The 19772-nt window shown below is 61.9% G+C and carries 28 protein-coding genes; 10 read left to right on the top strand and 18 right to left on the bottom strand.

Features of this window, described 5'->3' with window-relative positions; translation table 11 throughout:
* Position 1: 1 nt before the first annotated feature.
* From R1T45_RS04030 to hmgA, 4 genes are read right to left on the bottom strand one after another with little or no spacing between them, the layout of a single operon-like run.
* A complete protein-coding gene (locus R1T45_RS04030) occupies positions 2-256 on the bottom strand; it encodes a hypothetical protein (RefSeq protein ID WP_093927319.1) in 255 nt (84 codons plus the stop codon).
* Positions 256-1206 (bottom strand): MBL fold metallo-hydrolase, encoded by a 951-nt coding sequence (locus tag R1T45_RS04025; RefSeq protein WP_120351911.1) that lies wholly within the window; start codon positions 1204-1206, stop codon positions 256-258. Before R1T45_RS04025 ends, R1T45_RS04030 begins: the two co-directional genes overlap by 1 nt.
* Before the next feature lie 46 nt (positions 1207-1252).
* A complete protein-coding gene (gene fahA / locus R1T45_RS04020; protein ID WP_317390188.1) occupies positions 1253-2506 on the bottom strand; it encodes a fumarylacetoacetase in 1254 nt (417 codons plus the stop codon).
* A gap of 27 nt (positions 2507-2533) precedes the next feature.
* Complete coding sequence (gene hmgA / locus R1T45_RS04015; RefSeq protein WP_411041353.1) at positions 2534-3895, bottom strand: homogentisate 1,2-dioxygenase; 1362 nt, start codon at positions 3893-3895, stop codon at positions 2534-2536.
* Between the two features lie 66 nt (positions 3896-3961).
* Between hmgA and R1T45_RS04010 the strand changes: the two genes are divergently transcribed.
* Positions 3962-4411: a MarR family winged helix-turn-helix transcriptional regulator gene (locus R1T45_RS04010; protein WP_132443766.1), complete on the top strand. Its 450-nt coding sequence runs from the start codon at positions 3962-3964 to the stop codon at positions 4409-4411.
* A gap of 26 nt (positions 4412-4437) precedes the next feature.
* The gene (locus R1T45_RS04005) at positions 4438-5322 is read left to right on the top strand and encodes a DMT family transporter (RefSeq protein ID WP_317390187.1); all 885 of its coding nucleotides are present in this window, start codon (positions 4438-4440) and stop codon (positions 5320-5322) included.
* Positions 5323-5324: 2 nt separating this feature from the next.
* Here R1T45_RS04005 and R1T45_RS04000 read toward each other — a convergent pair whose 3' ends face one another.
* Positions 5325-6134, bottom strand: a complete 810-nt coding sequence (locus R1T45_RS04000) for a division plane positioning ATPase MipZ (RefSeq protein ID WP_317390186.1) — start codon at positions 6132-6134, stop codon at positions 5325-5327.
* Positions 6135-6368: 234 nt separating this feature from the next.
* On the opposite strand from R1T45_RS04000, the gene R1T45_RS03995 reads away from it, so the two are divergent.
* Positions 6369-7052: a hypothetical protein gene (locus R1T45_RS03995; RefSeq protein WP_317390185.1), complete on the top strand. Its 684-nt coding sequence runs from the start codon at positions 6369-6371 to the stop codon at positions 7050-7052.
* 173 nt (positions 7053-7225) lie between these two features.
* Here the strand turns inward: R1T45_RS03995 and rpmE are convergent, their stop codons facing one another.
* From rpmE to R1T45_RS03935, 12 genes are all read right to left on the bottom strand, one after another.
* The gene (rpmE, locus tag R1T45_RS03990) at positions 7226-7447 is read right to left on the bottom strand and encodes a 50S ribosomal protein L31 (protein ID WP_067262252.1); all 222 of its coding nucleotides are present in this window, start codon (positions 7445-7447) and stop codon (positions 7226-7228) included.
* An 11-nt stretch (positions 7448-7458) separates the two neighbouring features.
* A complete protein-coding gene (gene rplS / locus R1T45_RS03985) occupies positions 7459-7836 on the bottom strand; it encodes a 50S ribosomal protein L19 (protein WP_067627182.1) in 378 nt (125 codons plus the stop codon).
* A 266-nt stretch (positions 7837-8102) separates the two neighbouring features.
* Positions 8103-8264 carry a DUF1328 family protein gene (locus R1T45_RS03980; protein ID WP_082849512.1) on the bottom strand — a complete coding sequence of 54 codons (162 nt, stop codon included), beginning with the start codon at positions 8262-8264 and terminating at the stop codon, positions 8103-8105.
* Positions 8265-8332: 68 nt separating this feature from the next.
* Positions 8333-9121: a tRNA (guanosine(37)-N1)-methyltransferase TrmD gene (gene trmD, locus R1T45_RS03975; protein WP_317390184.1), complete on the bottom strand. Its 789-nt coding sequence runs from the start codon at positions 9119-9121 to the stop codon at positions 8333-8335.
* On the bottom strand, positions 9118-9909 hold the full coding sequence (locus tag R1T45_RS03970; protein WP_317390183.1) for a hypothetical protein: 792 nt from the start codon (positions 9907-9909) through the stop codon (positions 9118-9120). The genes trmD and R1T45_RS03970 overlap by 4 nt, the downstream gene beginning before the upstream one ends.
* Before the next feature lie 15 nt (positions 9910-9924).
* Positions 9925-10452 (bottom strand): ribosome maturation factor RimM, encoded by a 528-nt coding sequence (rimM, locus tag R1T45_RS03965; protein WP_317390182.1) that lies wholly within the window; start codon positions 10450-10452, stop codon positions 9925-9927.
* Positions 10449-10598 (bottom strand): hypothetical protein, encoded by a 150-nt coding sequence (locus tag R1T45_RS03960; RefSeq protein ID WP_162931880.1) that lies wholly within the window; start codon positions 10596-10598, stop codon positions 10449-10451. Before R1T45_RS03960 ends, rimM begins: the two co-directional genes overlap by 4 nt.
* Positions 10598-11227, bottom strand: a complete 630-nt coding sequence (gene bluB, locus R1T45_RS03955; RefSeq protein WP_317390181.1) for a 5,6-dimethylbenzimidazole synthase — start codon at positions 11225-11227, stop codon at positions 10598-10600. The genes R1T45_RS03960 and bluB overlap by 1 nt, the downstream gene beginning before the upstream one ends.
* 16 nt (positions 11228-11243) lie before the next feature.
* On the bottom strand, positions 11244-11630 hold the full coding sequence (rpsP, locus tag R1T45_RS03950) for a 30S ribosomal protein S16 (protein WP_007118056.1): 387 nt from the start codon (positions 11628-11630) through the stop codon (positions 11244-11246).
* A 48-nt stretch (positions 11631-11678) separates the two neighbouring features.
* Complete coding sequence (locus tag R1T45_RS03945) at positions 11679-11987, bottom strand: chorismate mutase (RefSeq protein WP_067627191.1); 309 nt, start codon at positions 11985-11987, stop codon at positions 11679-11681.
* Entirely contained in the window at positions 11984-13495 is a 1512-nt protein-coding gene (ffh, locus tag R1T45_RS03940) for a signal recognition particle protein (RefSeq protein ID WP_120351901.1), read from the bottom strand. Before ffh ends, R1T45_RS03945 begins: the two co-directional genes overlap by 4 nt.
* 266 nt (positions 13496-13761) lie before the next feature.
* A complete protein-coding gene (locus R1T45_RS03935; protein ID WP_317390180.1) occupies positions 13762-14346 on the bottom strand; it encodes an FMN-dependent NADH-azoreductase in 585 nt (194 codons plus the stop codon).
* A 126-nt stretch (positions 14347-14472) separates the two neighbouring features.
* Here R1T45_RS03935 and R1T45_RS03930 point away from each other — a divergent pair, with 126 nt between their 5' ends.
* A complete protein-coding gene (locus R1T45_RS03930) occupies positions 14473-15360 on the top strand; it encodes a LysR family transcriptional regulator (RefSeq protein ID WP_067627196.1) in 888 nt (295 codons plus the stop codon).
* On the top strand, positions 15348-16274 hold the full coding sequence (locus R1T45_RS03925; RefSeq protein ID WP_317390179.1) for a DMT family transporter: 927 nt from the start codon (positions 15348-15350) through the stop codon (positions 16272-16274). Before R1T45_RS03930 ends, R1T45_RS03925 begins: the two co-directional genes overlap by 13 nt.
* Before the next feature lie 196 nt (positions 16275-16470).
* On the opposite strand, the gene R1T45_RS03920 is transcribed toward R1T45_RS03925, so the two are convergent.
* Positions 16471-16827, bottom strand: coding sequence for an ArsR/SmtB family transcription factor (locus tag R1T45_RS03920; protein WP_067627198.1), 357 nt, complete (start codon positions 16825-16827; stop codon positions 16471-16473).
* Positions 16828-17067: 240 nt separating this feature from the next.
* Between R1T45_RS03920 and R1T45_RS03915 the strand changes: the two genes are divergently transcribed.
* The 5 genes from R1T45_RS03915 to R1T45_RS03895 all read left to right on the top strand — a co-directional run bounded on the left by R1T45_RS03915 (position 17068) and on the right by R1T45_RS03895 (position 19694).
* Positions 17068-17418: an AtpZ/AtpI family protein gene (locus R1T45_RS03915; RefSeq protein ID WP_067937324.1), complete on the top strand. Its 351-nt coding sequence runs from the start codon at positions 17068-17070 to the stop codon at positions 17416-17418.
* 1 nt (position 17419) lies between these two features.
* Positions 17420-18181, top strand: coding sequence for a F0F1 ATP synthase subunit A (locus R1T45_RS03910; protein WP_067937983.1), 762 nt, complete (start codon positions 17420-17422; stop codon positions 18179-18181).
* Positions 18182-18245: 64 nt separating this feature from the next.
* On the top strand, positions 18246-18470 hold the full coding sequence (locus R1T45_RS03905; protein WP_007118046.1) for a F0F1 ATP synthase subunit C: 225 nt from the start codon (positions 18246-18248) through the stop codon (positions 18468-18470).
* Positions 18471-18560: 90 nt separating this feature from the next.
* Positions 18561-19118: a F0F1 ATP synthase subunit B' gene (locus R1T45_RS03900; RefSeq protein ID WP_317390178.1), complete on the top strand. Its 558-nt coding sequence runs from the start codon at positions 18561-18563 to the stop codon at positions 19116-19118.
* A 15-nt stretch (positions 19119-19133) separates the two neighbouring features.
* The gene (locus R1T45_RS03895) at positions 19134-19694 is read left to right on the top strand and encodes a F0F1 ATP synthase subunit B (RefSeq protein ID WP_120352287.1); all 561 of its coding nucleotides are present in this window, start codon (positions 19134-19136) and stop codon (positions 19692-19694) included.
* Positions 19695-19772: the final 78 nt, after the last annotated feature.

The raw sequence follows: 19772 nt of genomic DNA, 5'->3' as shown, positions 1-19772 counted from the left end.
CTCAGACAAGAGCGCGCAAAAGCAGCAGGACAAGCAGGGCCAGCGTGGTCAGCGTCACCCGTCGGCGCGACTTGCGGTGCTCTGGCGCGCGGAGCATCTTTGACCAAACCTGTGCCGTATCGCGCAGCCCGGCGTAGGGCTGCCCGCTCCGGCGCGCAGCTTGGCGGCGGTGATCCATCACCAGTGCAAAGACCAGATAGAACCAGAGCGCCAGTGCCAGTATGATCAGGGCAGTAAGAAGCGCGGGCAGGGGCATCAGTCCGACAGCGCCTCCCACATCTCTTTGTCGCGCTTAGCCGTCCAGATGCGCGGCGTGTCGATGTCGAGCGCTTCGTCATAGGCGCGGGCGACGTTGAAGGGCAGGCAGTGCTCATAGATTGCATAGTCGCCGAATTTGGGGTCGCATTCGGCGCGCACGGCGTCCCATGCCTCTTTCAAGGTGCCGCCGCGCAGGGCCACGCGGGCCGCCGGACGGTAGGTGGAGCGCACGAAGTCTGCGGTGCTGTCAATCGCGGCATTAACCATCTCGCGGCCCACCAGCGCGTCGCCGCGACCCGGCGCGATGGCGTCGAGGTCAAAGGCGCGGATGCGTTCCAGCGTGCCGGGCCAGTCGTGAAAATGCCCATCGCCGCAGTAGCAGGCGGAGTGGTATTCGACGATGTCACCGGTGAACATGACGTTCTGATCGGGCACATAGATCACCGCATCCCCCGCCGTATGGGCGCGGCCCAACTGCATGATATCGACCCGGCGCTTGCCGAGATAGACGCTCATCCGGCCGTTAAAGGTGGTGGTGGGATAGGTCAGGCCGGGGATGCTCTCGTGGCCTTCAAACAGGCGGGGGAAGCGTTCAAATTCGCTGTCCCAATCTTCTTGGCCGCGCTCGGCGACCATGGCACGGGCTTTCTCGGACATGATGATTTGCTGCGCGCCAAAGGCCGAGGCCCCGAGCACGCGCACGGCGTGGTAGTGGGTCAGTACCACATGACTGATCGGTTTGTCGGTGACCGAGCGGACGCATTCGATGACCTTATTCGCCAGACGCGGTGTGGCCTGCGCTTCGATGATCATCACGCTGTCGTCGCCGATGATGACGCCAGAGTTCGGATCGCCCTCGGCGGTGAAGGCGTAAAGTCCCTCGCCCACCTCGGTGAAGGAGATTTCCTTTTCGGTCATGTCGCCTTGGGATGCGAATTGCTTGGCCATGTGATGTCCTTCTGTCTTGGTTCGCCTGCGCGGTTGCGCGGCCTGTTCAGGAAAAGTCGATTGCCGGGCGGATTGTGCCGGTGCAGCTGCCGAAACCCACGCGAAAGCCGTCGCCCTGCGCATGCCCGGTGAGGGTCAGCGTGTCGCCGTCTTCGACAAAGCTGCGGCTGCTGCCGTCTGCGAGGGTGATCGGCTCTTTGCCGCCCCATGACAGTTCCAGCAGAGACCCGCGTTGTGATTTTTCGGGGCCGGAGATGGTGCCGGAGCCCAGCAGATCGCCCGCGTTCATCGCGCAGCCCGAAGAGGCGTGATGGGTCAACTGCTGCGCGGCGGAGTAATACATTTCGCGGTAGTTGGTGCGGGCGATTTCTTCGGCTCCGCCCCCCTCGGGCTGGAGCAGCACCGACAGGTCAATGTCATAGAGGCCGGGTTTGGTTTCGCGCAGGTAGGGCAAGAGGTCCTTTTCGCGCTCAGGTGTCGAGGTGCGGAACGGCTCAAGCGCGTCGCGGGTCACGATCCAAGGAGAGATCGACGTGGCAAATGCCTTGGCCTGAAACGGGCCGAGGGGTTGGTATTCCCACGCCTGAATATCCCGCGCTGACCAGTCGTTGAGCAGCACATAGCCAAAGATCATCTCATCCGCCTCGTCGATGCTGACGGGCTGGCCCATCTCGGTCGAAGTGCCGACGATCGCGCCCATCTCAAGCTCGATATCCAGCCGCTGGCAGGGGCCGAAATGCGGCGCATCGGCGTCGGGGGCTTTTAGCTGGCCATTGGGGCGGGTGATCTCGGTCCCCGAAACGACGACGGTAGAGGCGCGGCCATTGTAGCCGATGGGAATGTGCAGCCAGTTCGGCGGCAGGGCATTCTCGGCCCCGCGAAACATCGTGCCGACATTGGTCGCGTGATGCTTACCCGCGTAGAAATCCGTGTATTCCGAGACCATCATCGGCATGTGCAGCCGCGCTTCGTCCATCGGTACCAGATGCGGCGCGACGGCGGCCTGATCCGGGGCATCCGCGCTAAGCAGCTCCACCAGCCGCGCCCGCAGTGAAGCCCATGCCGCAGGGCCAAGGTCCATCACATCGTTCCAATAGGGCACATCGAACACCGGCTCTTCGGCGAGGGTGATCAGCCCCTCTTCCTCCAAAGCGGCCATGTCGAGGATTTGATCGCCAATCGCCACGCCACAGCGCGCTTCCAGCCGATTGGTCGTGAAAACACCGTAGGGCAGATTGTTGAGGGGGAAATCGGTATCGGCGCTGTTGGCGCTTTCCACCCAAGAGGTCATCAGGGTCATGTCGGTCCTTTCAGGGGGCAGGCGGGCTTACTTCTTGCCAGGTGTGCCGTCGAATTTCTTCTCAAGGCTCTCCCAGCAGTCGATGTAATCGTCCTGCAGGGGTGCTTCTTTGGCGGCGAATTCGGTCAGATGCTGCGGGAAGCGGGTCTCGAACATGAAGGACATTGTGTTGTCGAGCTTATGCGGCGCAAGCTCGGCGTTTGACGCCCCTTCGAACGCATTCCGGTCCGGCCCATGCGGTAACATCATGTTGTGCAGGGACATCCCGCCGGGGATGAACCCCTTGGGCTTGGCGTCATATTGACCGTGAATATTGCCCATCAGCTCAGACATGATGTTTTTATGATACCACGGCGGGCGGAAGGTATCTTCGGCCACCATCCAACGGTCGCGGAACAGCACGAAGTCGATGTTGGCGGTGCCTTCGACGCCCGAGGGCGCGGTCAGCACGGTAAAGATTGACGGGTCGGGATGGTCAAAGAGCACCGCGCCCACGGGGCAATAGGTGTTCAGGTCGTATTTCACCGGGGCGTAGTTGCCGTGCCAAGCCACCACGTCGAGCGGCGAATGCCCGATCTTGGTCTCATGGAACTGGCCGCACCATTTGATCGTCACGGTCGAGGGCGCCTCGCGGTCTTCAAAGGCGGCCACGGGCGTCTTGAAATCGCGCGGGTTCGCCATGCAGTTCGCGCCAATCGGGCCGCGTGCTGGCAGGTGGAACTTCTGGCCATAGTTCTCACAGACAAACCCCCGCGCCGGCCCCTCCAGCACTTCGACACGGTAGACCAGCCCACGCGGGATGATGGCGATCTCTTGGGGGGCGATGTCCATCACGCCCAACTCGGTGCAAAAGCGCAGCGTGCCTTCCTGCGGGACGATCAGCAGCTCGCTGTCGGCGGAATAAAAATAGCTGTCCACCATACTGTCGGTGACCAGATAGATATGGCTCGCCATGCCGATCTGCGTGTTCACATCTCCCGCCGTGGTCATGGTGCGCATGCCGGTAAGCCACGTCAGCGGCGCGTCGGAATGCGGCACCGGATCCCAGCGGTATTGGCCAAGGCTGGTCACATCCTGCGGCTGATGCGGGGCGGATTTCCAATAGGGCAGATCGATCCGCTCATACCGCGACGAGTGTTTGACCGAGGGCCGGATGCGGTAGCACCACGTGCGCTCGTTCTGATGAGACGGCGCGGTAAAAGCGGTGCCCGAAAGCTGTTCGCCATAGAGGCCGTAGTTGCATTTCTGCGGGGAGTTCATGCCCTGCGGCAGCGCGCCGGGCAGGGCCTCCGTCTCAAAATCATTGCCAAAACCGGGCATGTAGCCCGGATGCGTGCCCGAAGTGGTGGCCGCGCTGGTCATCGTCGTTGGCTTTGAATGGCTGGTCATCTGTGCCCCCTTGCAGAATCTGTTGCGACTGTAATAGTTGGATTTGTAACTAACAAGCGGTGTAGCATGGCGGACGACGACTTTCAGCTTCAGTATTTTCTGCCCTACCTGTTGAACCAAGCGGCAGAGGCCTCTTCGCTTGAGTTTCAGCAGATCTACAAAAGCCGCTATGGGATGCTGCGCACCGAATGGCGGGTGCTGTTCCACCTCGGGCTCTACGGGCAACTCACGGCGAGTGAGATCGGCCAGCGCGCGCGGATGCATAAGACCAAGATCAGCCGCGCCGTGCACCGCCTGACGGAACGGCGCTTTGTCACCCGCACCCGCGACGATGGGGATCGCCGGGTAGAGCATCTGTCGCTGACCCGGCAGGGCCAAGCGGCCTATGACGATCTGCGCGCGGTGGCGCAGCGCTATAATGCCGCGCTCATGGACACGCTCGACCCTGCCGAGGCGGCGGTGCTGCGGCGGGCGCTGCTCAAGCTTTCGGATGTGGCGCAGGGGGGCTTTACTTAGGCTGCGGAAATCGCCACCGATGGCGCATGACTGATCAAACCAAAGGCCTCCTGCTCACCTTTCTCGGGGTGATGTGCATCGTTCCCGAAGCGCTTTTCGTGCGCGTCATCGACGCGCCGATGCTGACGCTGGCGTTCTGGAAAGTGACCCTCGTGGGATTGGCGATTGGCACAGGGTTGCTACTGGCCCAAGGCACCGCGCCCTTCCGCGCCCTGCGCCGCGCGGGGTGGGCCAGCGCGATTTACGTCGGCGGCGTGGCCTGCGCCGGGGTCGGCTTTGTGCTGGCGGTGCGCCTGACTTCGGTGGCGAATGTGGTCTTCATCCTCGCCTCACTGCCGGTCTTCGCGGCGATCTACAGCAAGGTTTTTCTGGGTGAGCCGATCAGCCGACGCATGTTCTTTACCATCGCGGCGGTGCTGGCGGGGCTTGCCGTGATTGCCATTGGCTCGGGCGAGACCGAAAATGCCTCGCGCGCGGGGGACCTGTTGGCGCTGTCGATCTCGGCGATCTTTGCCGGTGCGCTGACTGCGGCGCGCCACGCGCGCGCGGTGTCGATGGTGCCCGCGGTCGCGCTGGCCTATCTGCTGGCCGGAGCGGTGCTGCTGCCCGTGGCGCAGCCCCTGCAAATGCCCGCCGCAGAACTGCCGCAGATGCTGCTCTACGCGGTCTTTATGGCCGCCAGCGCGGGGCTCATCGCGCTCGGGCCGCGCTATATCTCAAGCGCGGAAGTCGGTCTGCTGGTCTTGTTGGAATCCGTGCTTGCCCCGCTGCTGGTCTGGGCGGTGCTGGGCGAAGATCCGGGCATCTACGGGCTGATCGGCGGCGGCATCGTCGTGGGCGCGCTGTTCCTGTCGAACCTCATTGCCCTGTCACGCCGCCGCCGTGTCGTGCCGCCGCTGCCTCATCACTAACTTCAAAAGTCGGGGGTGACGCCCGGCAGGTCCAACGCCTTGATCAATTCGCGCAGTTCCTGCCGCGCAGCGATGTTGGAGATATTGAGCTGTTTCACCCCGATATCTTTGAGGTCCAGCAGCGTTAGGCCGCGCGGAAAAAGCTCCCGAAAGATCACCCGCTCATTGAACCCCGGTGCGGTGCGAAAGCCGATCCGCTTGCTGAGATTGCCAATCGCCCGCTCCATCTTTTCTTTGTTCACCATCCGCTGCGCACCCAGACGGTTGCGCACCACGACCCAGTCAATCGCCGAAAGCCCGGCCTGCGCGCGCAGCTGCCGCGCATTCCAAACCATCTCGGAATAGACCGATGGCCCGGTGATCTTTTCCCCATTGGCATCGATATGGGCCAGCAGGTCAAAGTCGATGAAACTGTCGTTAAGCGGGGTGATCAGCGTGTCCGCCAGCGAATGCGCGACCTGGCTCAACCGGGTATGAGAGCCGGGACAGTCGATCAGAATGAAATCATTGTCCGGCTCTAACTCCGCCACAGCCGCGCTGATACGGTGGTCATACATGTTCTCGCCGGGGCGCAGGCTGCTGGCCTCCACATCCGGCAATTCGCAAAGCGTCGGACTGGCAAGCGTCAGACCGAACTCGCGCATGAAATCGCGGCGGTTCTCAATATAGCGGCCAAAGGTCCGCTGCCGCAAGTCGAGGTCCAGCCCGCTGACCTTATGGCCAAGGCGCGCCAAGGCCGTCGCCACATGCATGGAAACGGTCGATTTGCCCGCGCCGCCTTTTTCGTTACCGACGACGATTATATGCGCCATACTGCTGTCCCTTCGCGCCTGCCCTTCAAAGCAGGATATTGTTGAGCCGCACTATATGTAGGGTTCTCCGCTTTGGAAAGTGGCGAGGCGGCTTGTTCAGCCCGACCGTGGCAGCGCTGCCGCGTTTGCACAACAGAGGGATTTGCCCTATTTTCACCATCTAAGGCGCAGTGTAACACCGCGCCTTACCGCCCTGACTGGTGGTCCAAGTAACCGTTCAATCAAGGCCCCCTTATGGCAGATCACAACCCCGGCACATCCAGCAGTTCAAAACCGACGACCGCGCGCGGCGTGCTGCCGTCTTTGGGCGCAGTGATCGCGGAATTCGCGCTTGTCTGCCTGCTGGTGGCTCTGGTGCCGATCACGGTTTACCTTGATACAGCCGTTCTGGGCGATGGCGTCTCCGAAGACTCGCTGACAGAACATCTGCACAATACTTTCCTCGCTATTGCGGCTGCCATCTTCATGCTGGGCGCTTACAAACATGTGGGCATGCGGGGGTACCTCACACTGGTGGCCACGCTCTTCGCCTGCATGTTCCTGCGCGAATATGACGCCGCGCTCGACCGTATCCAGCACGGGTTCTGGATTTACCCCGCCCTCGTGACACTGGCCGTGGGCAGCTTCATCGCATGGCGCAATCGCGGGACAACGCTCCTGCCGATGCTGCACCATCTGCAAACCCGCTCTGCCACCTTTGTCTATATCGGCGTGGTGCTGCTGCTCTTTTTCTCGCGGACCTTCGGCACCGGCGCTTTGTGGGAGGCCGTCATGGGCGCCGCCTATGACCCCCAAGTCAAAACCACCGTCCAAGAGGGCACCGAACTGCTCGCCTACCTGCTGATCGCCTACGGCGCGGTGCTCTCGCACCTGCACGGCTACGGCGCCCAAGCCGCCCTACAAGAGCGCCGCCTCTAACCCCGGCCTCCTCCACGCCGTTCTCCACCGACGCGCAGCCCTCCCTCCTTTCATCCTTTTAAAAATACCGCCGCACCGCCTGCCACATACGCCCGGTCCCGGCCCCATACCCCGAAACGCAAAAGGCGCGACCCATAGGGGCCGCGCCTTTGCATTCACAATGTAGGGTAGGCTTAGAAGCCCAGACCTGCATATTTGTTCTTGAACTTCGACACGCGGCCGCCGGTGTCCATGATGCGGCCAGTGCCGCCGGTCCACGCGGGGTGCACGGAAGGGTCGATGTCGAGCGACAGCTGGTCGCCTTCTTTGCCCCATGTCGATTTCATTTCCACAACAGTGCCGTCGGTCATTTTGACGTTGATGATGTGGTATTCGGGATGTGTATCGGTTTTCATCGACCAGTCCTTTATGCGTTCGCGCGGGGCTTGTAGTGAGCGTTTTCGACGATCCGTGCGGATTTGCCGCGACGGCTGCGCAGGTAGTACAGCTTGGCGCGACGCACGCGGCCACGGCGTACAACGGTGATGCTGTCGATGTTGGTCGAATGCAGGGGGAACACACGTTCCACGCCTTCGCCAAAGGAAATCTTGCGCACGGTGAAAGACCCGGCGATGCCGTGACCGTTCTTGCGCGAAATGCAGACGCCTTCGTAGTTCTGCACACGGGTGCGGGTGCCTTCGGTGACTTTAAAGCCAACGCGAACGGTATCACCAGCACGGAAGTCGGGGATCTCTTTCCCCAGTTCGGCGACTTGTTCCGCCTCGATCTCTGCGATCAGGTTCATCTGACCTATCTCCTATGATGTTCGCGGTATTCCACGAAATTATGTCGCGACCCAGAGCTTCGGGTTCTATCGGGCAGCGCCGGGATCATTCTCGATCACAAGGGCCCCCGCCGGAGGTATCATCGTCATTGCTTTATTCGCTTGCGCCTAAACGCAAAGCACCGGAGCCGCCAAAGCGATTCCGGATGCGCGGGGTATAGGGGGCAATCGCTAAAGGATCAAGGGGGCTCTCGCCGCCTTGATCCCCAGTTTTGTAGCTCAGCGCGTCAGGCCAGCGCAATCACGCCCAAGACAACGAGCAGGAAAAGCACCAGCACGATGCCGATCAGCACTTTTGCCCCGGTCATCGCAGCCCCCGACACGCGACCAAAGCCCAAGAGAGCCGCCACAGCGGCGACGATCAGCAGAATGAGAATCAGTTCAAGCATTTGGTTTCTCCCTCCAATATGGGGGATCAACGCGCCGCGCGGGGGCGGGTTCCCTAGGGGCCGCTTGCTTAGTCTTTGCCCTCAAACGCGGCCCACATGTCGGGGCGGCGTTTGCGGGTCAGGTCTTCGGCCTGCGCTTGCCGCCATTTTGCGATCTCGCCATGGTTGCCCGACATCAGCACAGGGGGGATTTCGCGCCCCTCCCATGTGGTGGGGCGGGTGTATTGCGGGTGTTCCAGAAGTCCCGAGGCATGGCTTTCCTCTTCGATGCTGTCGGCATTGCCTAGTACGCCGGGCAGCAGGCGCACGGTGGCGTCGATCATCGCTTGGGCTGCCAGTTCGCCGCCCGTCATGACGAAATCGCCCAAGCTGACCTCGGTAATGCCGAAATGCTCAATCACCCGCTCATCGACCCCTTCAAACCGCCCGCAGAGCATCGTCACCCCTGCGCAGCTTGCCAAATCGCGCGCAATGGCCTGATCGAACCGCCGCCCGCGCGGCGACATGTAAAGGATCGGCCAGCGCCCATGAGCGTGGCTTTGCGCGCGGGCCAGAGCCGGGCCGACAACATCGGCGCGCATCACCATGCCCGCCCCGCCGCCCGCGGGGGTGTCGTCGACGTTGCGGTGTTTGCCGATGCCAAAATCGCGCAGGTCGTGGGTGTGCAGCTGCCAGCGGCCTTCGTGCAAGGCCTTGCCGGTCAGGCTGGCCCCCAGCACGCCGGGGAAGAGATCGGGAAATAGGGTCACGATCCGGGCTTGCCAGACATCGGCGTAATCGGGCGCGTCTTGCATCAATGCGCGGGGTTTCAGGCTGGGCCGTGCGCTTTGGCGTCCGTGAGAGCGGGTGGGTTTCATGCGGTTCCTGCCTGTGTCAGTAGGGCGGTCTTGGCGCGGCGGCGCGCCTGTGGGTCATCGGCGTGTTGGCGGTTGGCGTCAAGCAGAGCCTGCAAGAGTTCCGCAGGCAAGCGTCGGTTCTCGGGCGGTGGCAGCGTTAGCTCTGCCATCACCTCAGGCGGCAGCTCGCACAGATCAAGCAGCGGGGTTGCCGGGCCAAGCGGCAGGTCGCGGCACGTCTCTAGCCGCGCGTGATGCACCGGGCAGGGCAGGCGGCGGGTGATTGTCTCGACCACCGTGTCCAAGTCTGCCGCAGGGGCGTAGCGGGCGGTGAACTCGGCAAGGTCCAACGTCATCGACGAGGCTTTGACATGTTCCCAATAGGCCGAAGCGATCCACTCCGCCGGGTCACGGGTCGAGAGGTAGACCATGATCTCTGCCCGAGGAAAGCGCTGGCGCAGGCTGCGGGTGAAGCTGTCCAACAACTCGGGCGCGGCGCTGTAATCGGCCAGATCGCCCCGGCCCGGCAAATGGCCCGCCAGTTCCTCAGCCGAGAGGATAAGCGTCCGGCGTGGCATCCGGGGCAGGGCGTCGAGCAAGGCGTCGAAGCGGTGTTCGGCCTTGAGCAGCGTAAGCGGATCGCGCCATGTGGAATAGCCGCGCGTGGCATGCAGCAGGTCTTTCATCTGCCAACGCAGGCGCAGCGCGACATGGGGTCTCAGCACGCTGCGGTTCGCGCGCAATGTGGCCTGAAGGGAACTGGTCCCGGTCTTGTGAAAGCCGGGATGCAGGATGATCCGGCGGGGCATCATCCGGCTCCGGTCTCAGCCATCCTTGCCATCCGGCAGCACGCCCAAGGGCGGGTCGGCGACGATCCGGCCCGAGGCAAGATCGACGGTCGGCACGGCGGCCTTGGTGAAGGGCAGGAAGGTGGTGGCCGAGGTGCCCGCCAATTGCAGTTCCAACAGATCGTCCGCCCCGTGGTTCTGCACCGTTTTCACGCGGCCCAGCAGCGCGCCGCCAGTGTCATAGACCTCATGCCCGATGAGGTCGGCGTGGTAGAACTCATCATCCGGCAGACCGGGAAGTTGGTCGCGCGCGGCAAAGAGCGAGACACCGCGCATATCGTCGGCCTCTTCCTTGGTGGTGATCTCGGCGATGCGGGCGGCAAAGCCGTTCTTGACCGGGTGCAGCAGAGCAAGGGTGAAGGTCCGGCTGCCATCCTCGGTGCTCAGCGGGCGGTAGCCCTCGATGTCTGCGGGCACGGCGCAGTAGCTTTTCACGCGCACTTCGCCGCGCACGCCGTAGGCGCCCGCGATGGCACCGACACAGATCAGGTCTTGGTCACTCATTGCAACAACTCCGAATTCACGCAGATCGTCCCGGTCCATTCTCCGGCCCCGGCTTTGCATTCGTCCTGCATTAACTGCCGATCGTAGCGGATGCCAAGGACAAAGCCGAGCACGAGCACGGACAGAAGGAACAGTAGCTTTTTCATTAACGGGCCTCGACCTTCAGGTGCGGGGCGCGCACCTCCCACCCCTTGGTTTCCAGTTCCGGCGTCAGGCTGTTGTCCTCGGGCCAGCCCATACAAAGATAGGCCACCAGCGACCAGTCCTTTGGAACGGCAAGATCACGGTTCAGCCGCGCAGGGTCAAGCACGGAAACCCAGCCCAGCCCAAGGCCATGGGCGCGGGCGGTGAGCCACAAATAGTTGATCCCACCCACCACGGAATAGCGGCGCATCTCGGGCATTGTCCCGGCACCAAGGCCGCTGCCTTTGTCGGTGCTTTCATCACAGTAAATCGCCAATTGCTCCGGCGCGTCGCTCATGCCCGAAAGCTTGAGCCCGGCATAGAGCGCGGCCTTGTCACCGTCATATCCGGCAAGGGCGCGGGCATTGGCTGTTTCGAAATTCTCAAGCGCGGCTTGGCGCGCGGTGTCAGATTGCACGCGGATGATCCGCCATGGTTCCGACAGGCCCACAGAAGGGGCGAAAGTAAAGCTGTCGAGGCAGGTTTGCACCAGTGCCTCGTCCAGCGGGTCTGTGCGAAAGCGGCGCACATCGCGCCGCCACCGCATCAGGTCGTGCAGCCCGGCACGGAAGTCTTCAGTGAATTCATCCATGCCGGGCGCTCGCAGCTTATTCTGCGGAAGCTTCTTCGGCAGGTGCGTTGGCGGCTTCAGCAGCGGCAGCGGCTTTGTCAGCCTTCTCTTGAACGCGCTCTTGGGCTTTCTTGCCCGGTGTGCCCTTCTTGGGGTTGTTACGCTCGGTCTTTTCGCGGACGCCAGCGGCTTCCAGCATGCGTGTCACACGCTCGGTCGGCTGGGCACCTTTGGCGATCCATGCTTCGATCTTTTCAACGTCCATCTTTACGCGCTCTTCGCTGTCTTTCGGCAGCAGCGGGTTGTATGTGCCCAGCTTCTCGATGAAGCGGCCATCGCGTGGCATGCGGCTGTCGGCTGCAACGATACGGTAGAAGGGGCGCTTTTTGGAGCCGCCGCGGGCGAGACGAATTTTCATGGCCATGATGAGTAGTCCTTTGAGTTGGTGTGCAGGGTGGGGGTGACCCCCGCCTTACGTTTGGTGGCTTTTATGGTGCTGAATGACTTCAGCGATGATGAAGTTCAGGAACTTCTTGGCGAATTCGGGGTCGAGGTCGGCCTCTTTCGCCAAATCTTCGAGCCGTGCGATCTGGGCCGCTTCGCGGGCTGGATCGGACGGGGGAAGGTCGTGTGTGGCCTTGAGTTTCCCCACGGCCTGTGTGTGTTTGAACCGCTCGCCCAAGGTATAGACGAGGATCGCGTCGAGCCGGTCGATCGAGGCGCGATGCCCCTTCAACAGCTCGGCGGCGCGGCTGGCGGTATCTGTGGTGGTGTCGGTCATTTCTTCTTCCCGAAACCGCTGAGGCCGCCGGGCAGGCCCATGCCGCCGCCGCCCATGCCGCCCAGACCGCCGGGCAGCTTGCCGCCCATCTGCTTGGCCGCCGCTTCCAGCGCCTTGGGGTCCATCTGGCTTGGGTCCATGCCGCCGGGCATACCGCCTTTGCCCATCATGCCTTTCATGGCCTGCTTGAGCATGCCGCCTTTGCCCATTTTGCCCATCTTTTTCATCATGTCGGACATCTGGCGGTGCATCTTCATCAGCTTGTTGAGGTCAGAGACCTCCATGCCGGCACCGCGTGCGATGCGCTTTTTGCGGCTGGCTTGCAGCAGGGCAGGGTTGGCACGCTCTTTCTTGGTCATCGACTGAATGAGGGCGATCTGCTGCTTGAGGATCTTATCGTCGAAACCGGCGTCTTCGACCTGTTTCGCCATTTTCCCCATGCCGGGCATCATGCCCATCATGCCCTGCATGCCGCCCATCTTGATCATCTGTTCAAGCTGCATCTTCAGGTCGTTCATATTGAACTGACCCTTCGCCATGCGCTTCATCATCTTCTCGGCCTGTTCGGCCTCGATGGTTTCTTGGGCCTTCTCGACCAGCGCGACGATGTCGCCCATGCCGAGGATGCGGCCTGCGATGCGCTCAGGCTCGAAAGTTTCGAGCGCGTCCATCTTTTCGCCCAGACCGACGAATTTGATCGGCTTGCCCGTCACGGCACGCATCGAGAGCGCCGCACCGCCACGGCCATCGCCGTCCATCCGGGTCAGGACGACACCGGTGATGCCGATACGCTCGTCAAAGTTCTCGGCCGTGTGTACGGCGTCTTGGCCGGTCAGGCCGTCGACGACCAGCAATGTTTCACGTGGATTGGCCACGTCGCGCACGGCTTTGACCTGCTGCATCAACTCTTCGTCGATGGACAGACGGCCTGCGGTGTCGAGCATATAGACGTCATAGCCGCCCAAACCCGCCTGCGTCTTGGCGCGTTTGGCGATTTGGACGGGGCTTTCGCCTTTGACGATCGGCAGCGTGTCGACGCCGATCTGCGTGCCGAGGATGGCAAGCTGCTCCATCGCCGCGGGGCGGTTCACGTCGAGCGAGGCCATCAGCACGCGCTTGCCGTCACGCTCCTTCAAGCGTTTGGCGAGCTTCGCGGTGGAGGTGGTTTTACCGCCGCCCTGCAGACCGACCATCAGGATCGGGGCGGGCGGGCTGTCGATTTTCAGCGCGCCGGGCTCGCCTTCGCCTTTCAGCACGTCGATCAGCGCGTCATGGACGATCTTGACGACCTGCTGGCCGGGCGTGACCGATTTGGTCACCGCTTGGCCGGTCGCCTTGTCCTGTACCGCTTTGACAAAATCACGCGCCACCGGCAGCGAAACGTCAGCCTCCAGCAGGGCGACGCGCACTTCACGCAGGGCGGTTTTGACATCTTCGTCGCTGAGCGCGCCTTGTTTGGTCAGGCGGTCAAAGACACCAGAGAGCCGTTCGCTGAGATTTTCAAACATGGGCACAGGGCCTTTCGGGTCGGTTGCACTTGCCCCTACTTAAAGGACGCGCGCGAAAATGCACAAATGCCCCAGTGGGCGCAACGCGCTGACTGGGGGCGATCCCGACGCCATGCCGGGACCGGAAGGCAATGCTTCCGGAGATTGAGGGGCGTTTACGCGCTGGCGCGGCGCGAGTCAAGCCGGGCAGGGCGGGCGGCAAAGTACCGCCATGCAAAAGCCGCGCCCCGGTGATGGGACGCGGCTGTTTCTGAGCGCGAGGCTGCTTAGGCCGCGTCGCGCAGCGCGTCGATCTGGGCGTTGGCGCGGGCGATGGTGCCTTCGGCGTCAACGGCCAATTGGTCCGCTGCGACGAAGGTCACATCGGTGATGCCCAAGAAACCCAGCACGAAGCGCAGATAGCCGCTGGCGAAATCGGCGGCGGAATCGATGCCGGTGCCACCAGAGGCGAAGGCGACGATCACGCGCTTGTTTTCCAGCAAGCCGACGGGGCCTTCTGCCGTGTAGTTAAAGGTCACGCCGACGCGGGCGATCAGGTCAATCCACGCTTTTAAAGACGCGGGGATGGTGAAGTTGTAGATCGGGGCGCTGATGACGATGGTGTCGGCGGCTTGGACTTCGGCAACCAATGTGTCGGAGAGGGCGAGGGCTTCTTGATCCAAGGTGCTGCGCTCGTCGGCGGGTTTCACGCGGGCGCTGGCCCATGTGGAATCGATCAACGGCAGGGGCTCAGTGGCGATATCGCGGGTAACAACGTCACTGTCGCCGAGGGTGGAGATGATGCGGTCTGTCAGCTTACGGGTGACAGAGTTTTCGCGGTTCACGGAGGTTTCGATGCGCAGGGTGGCCATTTGGCGGCTCCTTGTTCCAAGGGTCAATCTGATGACATGGAATTGGGCATTGTGCTCCCGAACGCAACTGCCAGAATGAGCGTGACCATGTTCGTAAATGCACAAGTCAGGAAGGCAGGGTGAACCATGGACAATTGGGATGAGATCAGGACGGCCTATCAGGTCGCGCAGCTTGGCACCGTCAGCGGCGCGGCAGAGGTGTTGGGCGTGCATCATGCCACCGTTATCCGACATATCGATGCCCTGGAGGGGCGGCTTGGCGTGAAGTTGTTCCAGCGTCACGCGCGCGGTTATACGGCGACCGAGGCGGGCGAGGATCTGCTGCGGGTGGCGCGGGCCACGGATGATCAGTTCAGCCAATTGGCCGGGCGGATCAAGGGGCGCGGCAGTGACGTGTCAGGCGAATTGGTGATCACGTCGCTTGATTTCCTTGCCCCGCAACTGGCGCCATTGCTAAGCGAATTTCAGCGCCAGAACCCTGAGTTGGTCGTGCGTTACCTAATCGGGGATCGCCTGTTCCGGCTGGAGTATGGTGAGGCGCATGTCGCCATCCGCGCCGGGGCCGCGCCGGACCAGCCCGACAATGTGGTGCAGCCCTACGCCCAACTGGCGGTCGGGGCCTATGCGAGCCGGGATTACGTGGCGCAATTCGGCATTCCGCAGGGGCCGGAGGACTACCACAAGCACCGCTTCATCGCAGCCGATAACCGGGACAGCCGCGCGCCCTATCACAAGTGGCTCTGGGCCACGGTGCCAGAGGAAAGCGTGACGTGGCGCAGCACCAGCGGCGCGGCGATGGAGGCGGCGCTGCGGGCCGGGGCAGGAATCGGCGGCCTGCCCGCTGCCATGGGGCGCAATGATCCGCAGTTGGTCGAGATTCACGCCCCGCGCCCGGATTGGAGCAGTGCCCTGTGGTTGGTCACCCATGTTGATCTGCACCGGACCAGTAAGGTGCAGGCGGTGCTGCGGTTCCTGAAGGAACATGCCGAGGATGCGGTCACATGTCCCGAATAAGCGCTTCGGCGCAGGGGCATCTGGCGATGCTCTGTTTCTCGGCGCTGGTGGCGGGGTCATTCTCGCTCGGGGCGCAGGTGGCGAATGAGATCACGCCCACGGCCCTTAATGCCGTTCGGTTCGCCTTGGCCACTGTATTGGTCGGAGCCTTGGCGTGGGGGCGGGGCGATATCAAGCGGGCAGGCTTTGCAGCACCTTGGCGCTATTTCGTGTTGGCGGGGCTCTTTACGCTCTATTTCGTGTTGATGTTCGAAGGGCTGAAGACCGCGCCGCCGGTGGCTGCGGCGGCGGTCTTTACCCTTGTCCCGGTCATGGCGGCGGGCTTTGCTTGGGTTTTGATGCGGCAGATCATGACGCCGCGCATGGCGCTGGCTTTGGCGATCGGCGGGGCCGGGGCGCTGTGGGTGATCTTTCGCGGCGACCTCGCGGCGTTGTTGGCGTTCGACATCGGCCGGGGGGAGGCGATTTATTTCATCGGCTGCATCAGTCACGCGCTCTATACGCCCATGGTGCGGCGGCTGAACCGAGGCGAGAGCGCGGTGATGTTCACCTTTGGCACCTTGCTGGCGGGAACGGTGCTGTTGGGGCTGTACGGCTGGCAGGATATCCGCGCGACGGACTGGGGTGCGCTTCGGCCCTTGGTCTGGATCACTATCCTATACGTTGCGGTCTTTGCCACGGCGGCCACGGTGGTTCTGTTGCAATTCGCGGCGCTGCGGCTGCCCTCGGCGAAAGTGATGGCCTATACCTATCTTACGCCAAGCTGGGTGATCCTGTGGGAGTTGGGTTTTGGCAATGCCCTGCCGGGCGGGCTGATTTGGGGTGGCGTCCTACTGACCATTCTGGCGCTTTACCTGCTGCTCCGCGACGACAGCGCGGAAAAATCACAAAAATTCAAAAAGATGCAGATTTGATGGAACCGGACCGCGTGATCCCGCGTTGGGGCGTGAAATCAAAGTGAAGGACACAACCATGCGTAGTATTATTTACCTGATCGGGTTGATCGTAGTGGTATTGGCTATTTTGCGTTTTGCATTCGGCGTCATCTGACCGTCGATTGATCCTCCCCTTGTCTTATTTACCTCGTGGCAAGGGGGGATCACTCTCTCTCTACTCAGACCCTGAGCGCGTCACGCCTTCCGCAGTCTCAGGCAGTTCGATTTCCAAAAATCGCTCGAAGGCATCAAGGTTCACCGGCTCAAACTGCCCGAACCCCTGCATCCAGACCGACGCATTCCGCAAGGCATCCGGTTCCAGTTTGCACCACTTCACACGCCCCCGCTTTTCCTGACTGATCAGCCCCGCCGCCGTCAGCACGCCCAGATGTTTCGAGATCGCGGCCAGCGACATCTCAAACGGCTCGGCCACGTCGGTCACGGCCATATCATCCTCCAGCAGCATCGCGAGGATGGCGCGGCGGGTGGGGTCCGCAAGGGCGGCAAACACCTGATCTAGGTCTTGGGTCATGTGCCTGCATAGCGCGGGGCGCGGGGGTGGGAAAGCGGCCATTGCGGCTAACTTAACCACCGGGTTGAATAAGCATCCGGCGCGGTTTCGCTGGGATTTGCTTGCGCTGTTTCAAGGGTGCCACCGTCTCGCTCCGGCTAACCTGCTGTAAAGGCGCGAAAACCTGCTACGCGCAAGGTTGTTGACTCTAACCCGCCCTGACAGTAGCACCGCAGCAGATATTCCTAAGGGGATTTTGGTGTGACCAGCCCGGACCAACGGCAGCAGATGGAGCAGCTTGAGGCCAAACTGGCGGCTGCGAAACAACGCGGCGCACCCAAGCCCCGAGCGGATGAGCATTATTCTCAGGCCAATATGGCATGGCGGATGGTGATCGAACTTGTGGCCGGTCTTGGGATCGGTTTCGGCATCGGATACGGGCTTGATGTGCTTTTTGGCACGCTGCCCATTTTCATGGTGCTATTTGTAATGCTGGGCCTTGCGGCGGGGGTGAAGACGATGCTCCGCACCGCTGAGGAAATCCAGAGCAAACAACAGGCCGAACCGGCCGAACAGGATACGCCCCATTCGGGCAAGGACGAGGGAGCCTGAGATGGCAACAGAGATAGACGGTGCCGCAGCAGGCGGTCTGGAATTCCACCCGATGGACCAGTTCATCGTATCGCCGCTTTTCAGCGACGATGCTTCCGTTGCTTGGTACACCATCACCAACGCCACCTTCTGGATGGCGCTGGCGGTTCTGGCCACTTTCGCGATGCTCGTTCTGGGCAGCGCGCGCCGCTCGGTCGTTCCGGGCCGGATGCAATCGGTTGCAGAACTGGCTTACGGCTTCATCCACAAGATGGTCGAAGACATCTGCGGCAAAGAAGGGCTGAAGTTCTTCCCCTATATCATGACCCTGTTCATGTTCATCGTCATGGCGAACTTCCTTGGTCTGATCCCGACAGCCTTTACCCCCACCGCGCATTTCTCGGTGACCGTGGTGCTGGCGCTGGCCGTGTTCATCACCGTGACCGTCGTGGGCTTCGTCAAGAACGGCGCGGCTTTCCTGAGCCTCTTCTGGGTGTCCTCGGCCCCTCTGGCGCTGCGCCCGGTGCTGGCAATTATCGAATTGATCAGCTACTTCGTGCGCCCGGTTAGCCACTCCATTCGTCTGGCGGGTAACGTCATGGCGGGCCACGCGGTTATCAAAGTTTTCGCCGGTTTTGCTGCCATCGCAGTGATCTCTCCGGTGTCGGTACTCGCGATCACCGCGATGTACGGTCTCGAAGTGCTGGTGGCCTTTATCCAGGCCTATGTCTTTACCATCCTGACATGCGTGTACCTCAAGGACGCGCTGCACCCCGCACACTAACAACCCCAACAACGGCGGGGCTTCCCGTCAAAGTTTTAACTTCCAATCGTAAGGAGATACCCCAATGGAAGGTCAACTCGCACATATCGGCGCAGGCATCGCAGGTCTCGGCACAGGCATCGCAGCCCTGGGTGTCGGCAACGTTGCCGCCAACTTCCTGTCCGGCGCACTGCGCAACCCATCGGCAGCCGCAAGCCAGACAGCGACCCTGTTCATCGGCATCGCGTTTGCAGAAGCTCTGGGGATCTTCTCGTTCCTCGTCGCTCTGCTGCTGATGTTCGCTGTCTAAGCTCTCGGAACTGTAATCCTTACGAGCGGGCAGGCGCGCATCGCCGTGTCTGCCCGGCTGTAACGGCAAAGTTTCCAAGGAGAAGCCACGATGGCAACTGTAACAACCAGCGACGGGCTGGCCGACGCGACCGGCATTGCGACCCATGCTGCCGAAACGCCGGGCATGCCGCAGCTGAACTTCGATCACTGGGGCAACCAGATTTTCTGGCTGATCCTCGCGCTGATCGCCACCTACCTGATCCTGTCGCGCGTGGCTCTGCCTCGCATCGGTGCGGTTTTGGCTGAACGCCAAGGGACCATCACCAATGACATCGCGGCTGCCGAAGACCTTAAAGTCAAGGCACAGGAAGCCGAAGCCGCCTATGACAAGGCCCTGATCGACGCCCGTGCCGAGGCACAGCAGATCGTGGCCCAAGCCAAAGCGGACATGCAGGCTGATTTGGATGCCGAAATGGCCAAGGCCGATGCCGAGATTTCCGCGCAAGTGGCGGAATCGGAAAAAGCCATCGCCGAAATTCGCGCGGGCGCCATGGACAACGTACAAGCCGTTGCCAAGGACACCGCAGAAGCGCTCGTCGCTGCCCTTGGTGGCACGGCAGATGCTGCAACCGTTGATGCCGCCGTCGACGCGCGGATGAAAGGATAAGCCATGACCAAATCCATGCGCCTGACACTTTCGACCCTGCTCGCCGGTCTTGCGGCTTCGCCAGCGCTTGCCGCCACGGGGCCTTTCTTTTCGCTGCGCAACACCGATTTCATCGTGTTGCTGGCGTTCCTGCTGTTCCTCGGGATCCTGATCTACTTCAAGGTTCCGACGCTGCTGATCGGCATGCTCGATAAACGTGCCGATGGCATCAAGACCGAGCTGGAAGAAGCCCGCGCCCTGCGTGAAGAAGCGCAAACTTTGCTCGCCTCCTATGAGCGCAAGCAGAAAGAGGTGCAGGATCAAGCGGACCGCATCGTGTCTTCCGCCAAGGAAGATGCCCGTCTTGCTGCCGAACAGGCACGGGCGGATATGGCCAAATCGCTTGACCGTCGCATGGCCGCCGCGAAGGACCAGATCAGCTCGGCCGAGGCCGCCGCTGTGAAGGAAGTCCGCGACCAAGCCGTGACGATCGCTGTGGCCGCTGCGCGCGATGTGATCGCCAAACAGATGACCGCTGCACAGGGTAACAAGCTGATCGACGATGGCATCGCCCAAGTCGAAGCCAAGCTGCACTAAGCCAGCGCCCCATCGAATTTTGAAAGCCCCGGTTTCGCCGGGGCTTTTTCTTTTGCGTTAGGCTTTTATTAACCCAAC

Origin of the sequence: Sulfitobacter sp. LC.270.F.C4 (assembly GCF_032922545.1) — a bacterium.
GTDB lineage: Bacteria > Pseudomonadota > Alphaproteobacteria > Rhodobacterales > Rhodobacteraceae > Sulfitobacter > Sulfitobacter profundi.
This window is presented reverse-complemented; position numbering and strand designations above follow the sequence as displayed.

Bases quoted from the DNA above. Each gene is read 5' to 3' on its own strand.
- R1T45_RS04030 (WP_093927319.1), bottom strand. From the start codon at position 256: ATGCCCCTGCCCGCGCTTCTTACTGCCCTGATCATACTGGCACTGGCG.
- R1T45_RS04025 (WP_120351911.1), bottom strand. From the start codon at position 1,206: ATGGCCAAGCAATTCGCATCCCAAGGCGACATGACCGAAAAGGAAATC.
- fahA (WP_317390188.1), bottom strand. From the start codon at position 2,506: ATGACCCTGATGACCTCTTGGGTGGAAAGCGCCAACAGCGCCGATACC.
- hmgA (WP_411041353.1), bottom strand. From the start codon at position 3,895: ATGACCAGCCATTCAAAGCCAACGACGATGACCAGCGCGGCCACCACT.
- R1T45_RS04010 (WP_132443766.1), top strand. From the start codon at position 3,962: ATGGCGGACGACGACTTTCAGCTTCAGTATTTTCTGCCCTACCTGTTG.
- R1T45_RS04005 (WP_317390187.1), top strand. From the start codon at position 4,438: ATGACTGATCAAACCAAAGGCCTCCTGCTCACCTTTCTCGGGGTGATG.
- R1T45_RS04000 (WP_317390186.1), bottom strand. From the start codon at position 6,134: ATGGCGCATATAATCGTCGTCGGTAACGAAAAAGGCGGCGCGGGCAAA.
- R1T45_RS03995 (WP_317390185.1), top strand. From the start codon at position 6,369: ATGGCAGATCACAACCCCGGCACATCCAGCAGTTCAAAACCGACGACC.
- rpmE (WP_067262252.1), bottom strand. From the start codon at position 7,447: ATGAAAACCGATACACATCCCGAATACCACATCATCAACGTCAAAATG.
- rplS (WP_067627182.1), bottom strand. From the start codon at position 7,836: ATGAACCTGATCGCAGAGATCGAGGCGGAACAAGTCGCCGAACTGGGG.
- R1T45_RS03980 (WP_082849512.1), bottom strand. From the start codon at position 8,264: ATGCTTGAACTGATTCTCATTCTGCTGATCGTCGCCGCTGTGGCGGCT.
- trmD (WP_317390184.1), bottom strand. From the start codon at position 9,121: ATGAAACCCACCCGCTCTCACGGACGCCAAAGCGCACGGCCCAGCCTG.
- R1T45_RS03970 (WP_317390183.1), bottom strand. From the start codon at position 9,909: ATGCCCCGCCGGATCATCCTGCATCCCGGCTTTCACAAGACCGGGACC.
- rimM (WP_317390182.1), bottom strand. From the start codon at position 10,452: ATGAGTGACCAAGACCTGATCTGTGTCGGTGCCATCGCGGGCGCCTAC.
- R1T45_RS03960 (WP_162931880.1), bottom strand. From the start codon at position 10,598: ATGAAAAAGCTACTGTTCCTTCTGTCCGTGCTCGTGCTCGGCTTTGTC.
- bluB (WP_317390181.1), bottom strand. From the start codon at position 11,227: ATGGATGAATTCACTGAAGACTTCCGTGCCGGGCTGCACGACCTGATG.
- rpsP (WP_007118056.1), bottom strand. From the start codon at position 11,630: ATGGCCATGAAAATTCGTCTCGCCCGCGGCGGCTCCAAAAAGCGCCCC.
- R1T45_RS03945 (WP_067627191.1), bottom strand. From the start codon at position 11,987: ATGACCGACACCACCACAGATACCGCCAGCCGCGCCGCCGAGCTGTTG.
- ffh (WP_120351901.1), bottom strand. From the start codon at position 13,495: ATGTTTGAAAATCTCAGCGAACGGCTCTCTGGTGTCTTTGACCGCCTG.
- R1T45_RS03935 (WP_317390180.1), bottom strand. From the start codon at position 14,346: ATGGCCACCCTGCGCATCGAAACCTCCGTGAACCGCGAAAACTCTGTC.
- R1T45_RS03930 (WP_067627196.1), top strand. From the start codon at position 14,473: ATGGACAATTGGGATGAGATCAGGACGGCCTATCAGGTCGCGCAGCTT.
- R1T45_RS03925 (WP_317390179.1), top strand. From the start codon at position 15,348: ATGTCCCGAATAAGCGCTTCGGCGCAGGGGCATCTGGCGATGCTCTGT.
- R1T45_RS03920 (WP_067627198.1), bottom strand. From the start codon at position 16,827: ATGACCCAAGACCTAGATCAGGTGTTTGCCGCCCTTGCGGACCCCACC.
- R1T45_RS03910 (WP_067937983.1), top strand. From the start codon at position 17,420: ATGGCAACAGAGATAGACGGTGCCGCAGCAGGCGGTCTGGAATTCCAC.
- R1T45_RS03905 (WP_007118046.1), top strand. From the start codon at position 18,246: ATGGAAGGTCAACTCGCACATATCGGCGCAGGCATCGCAGGTCTCGGC.
- R1T45_RS03900 (WP_317390178.1), top strand. From the start codon at position 18,561: ATGGCAACTGTAACAACCAGCGACGGGCTGGCCGACGCGACCGGCATT.
- R1T45_RS03895 (WP_120352287.1), top strand. From the start codon at position 19,134: ATGCGCCTGACACTTTCGACCCTGCTCGCCGGTCTTGCGGCTTCGCCA.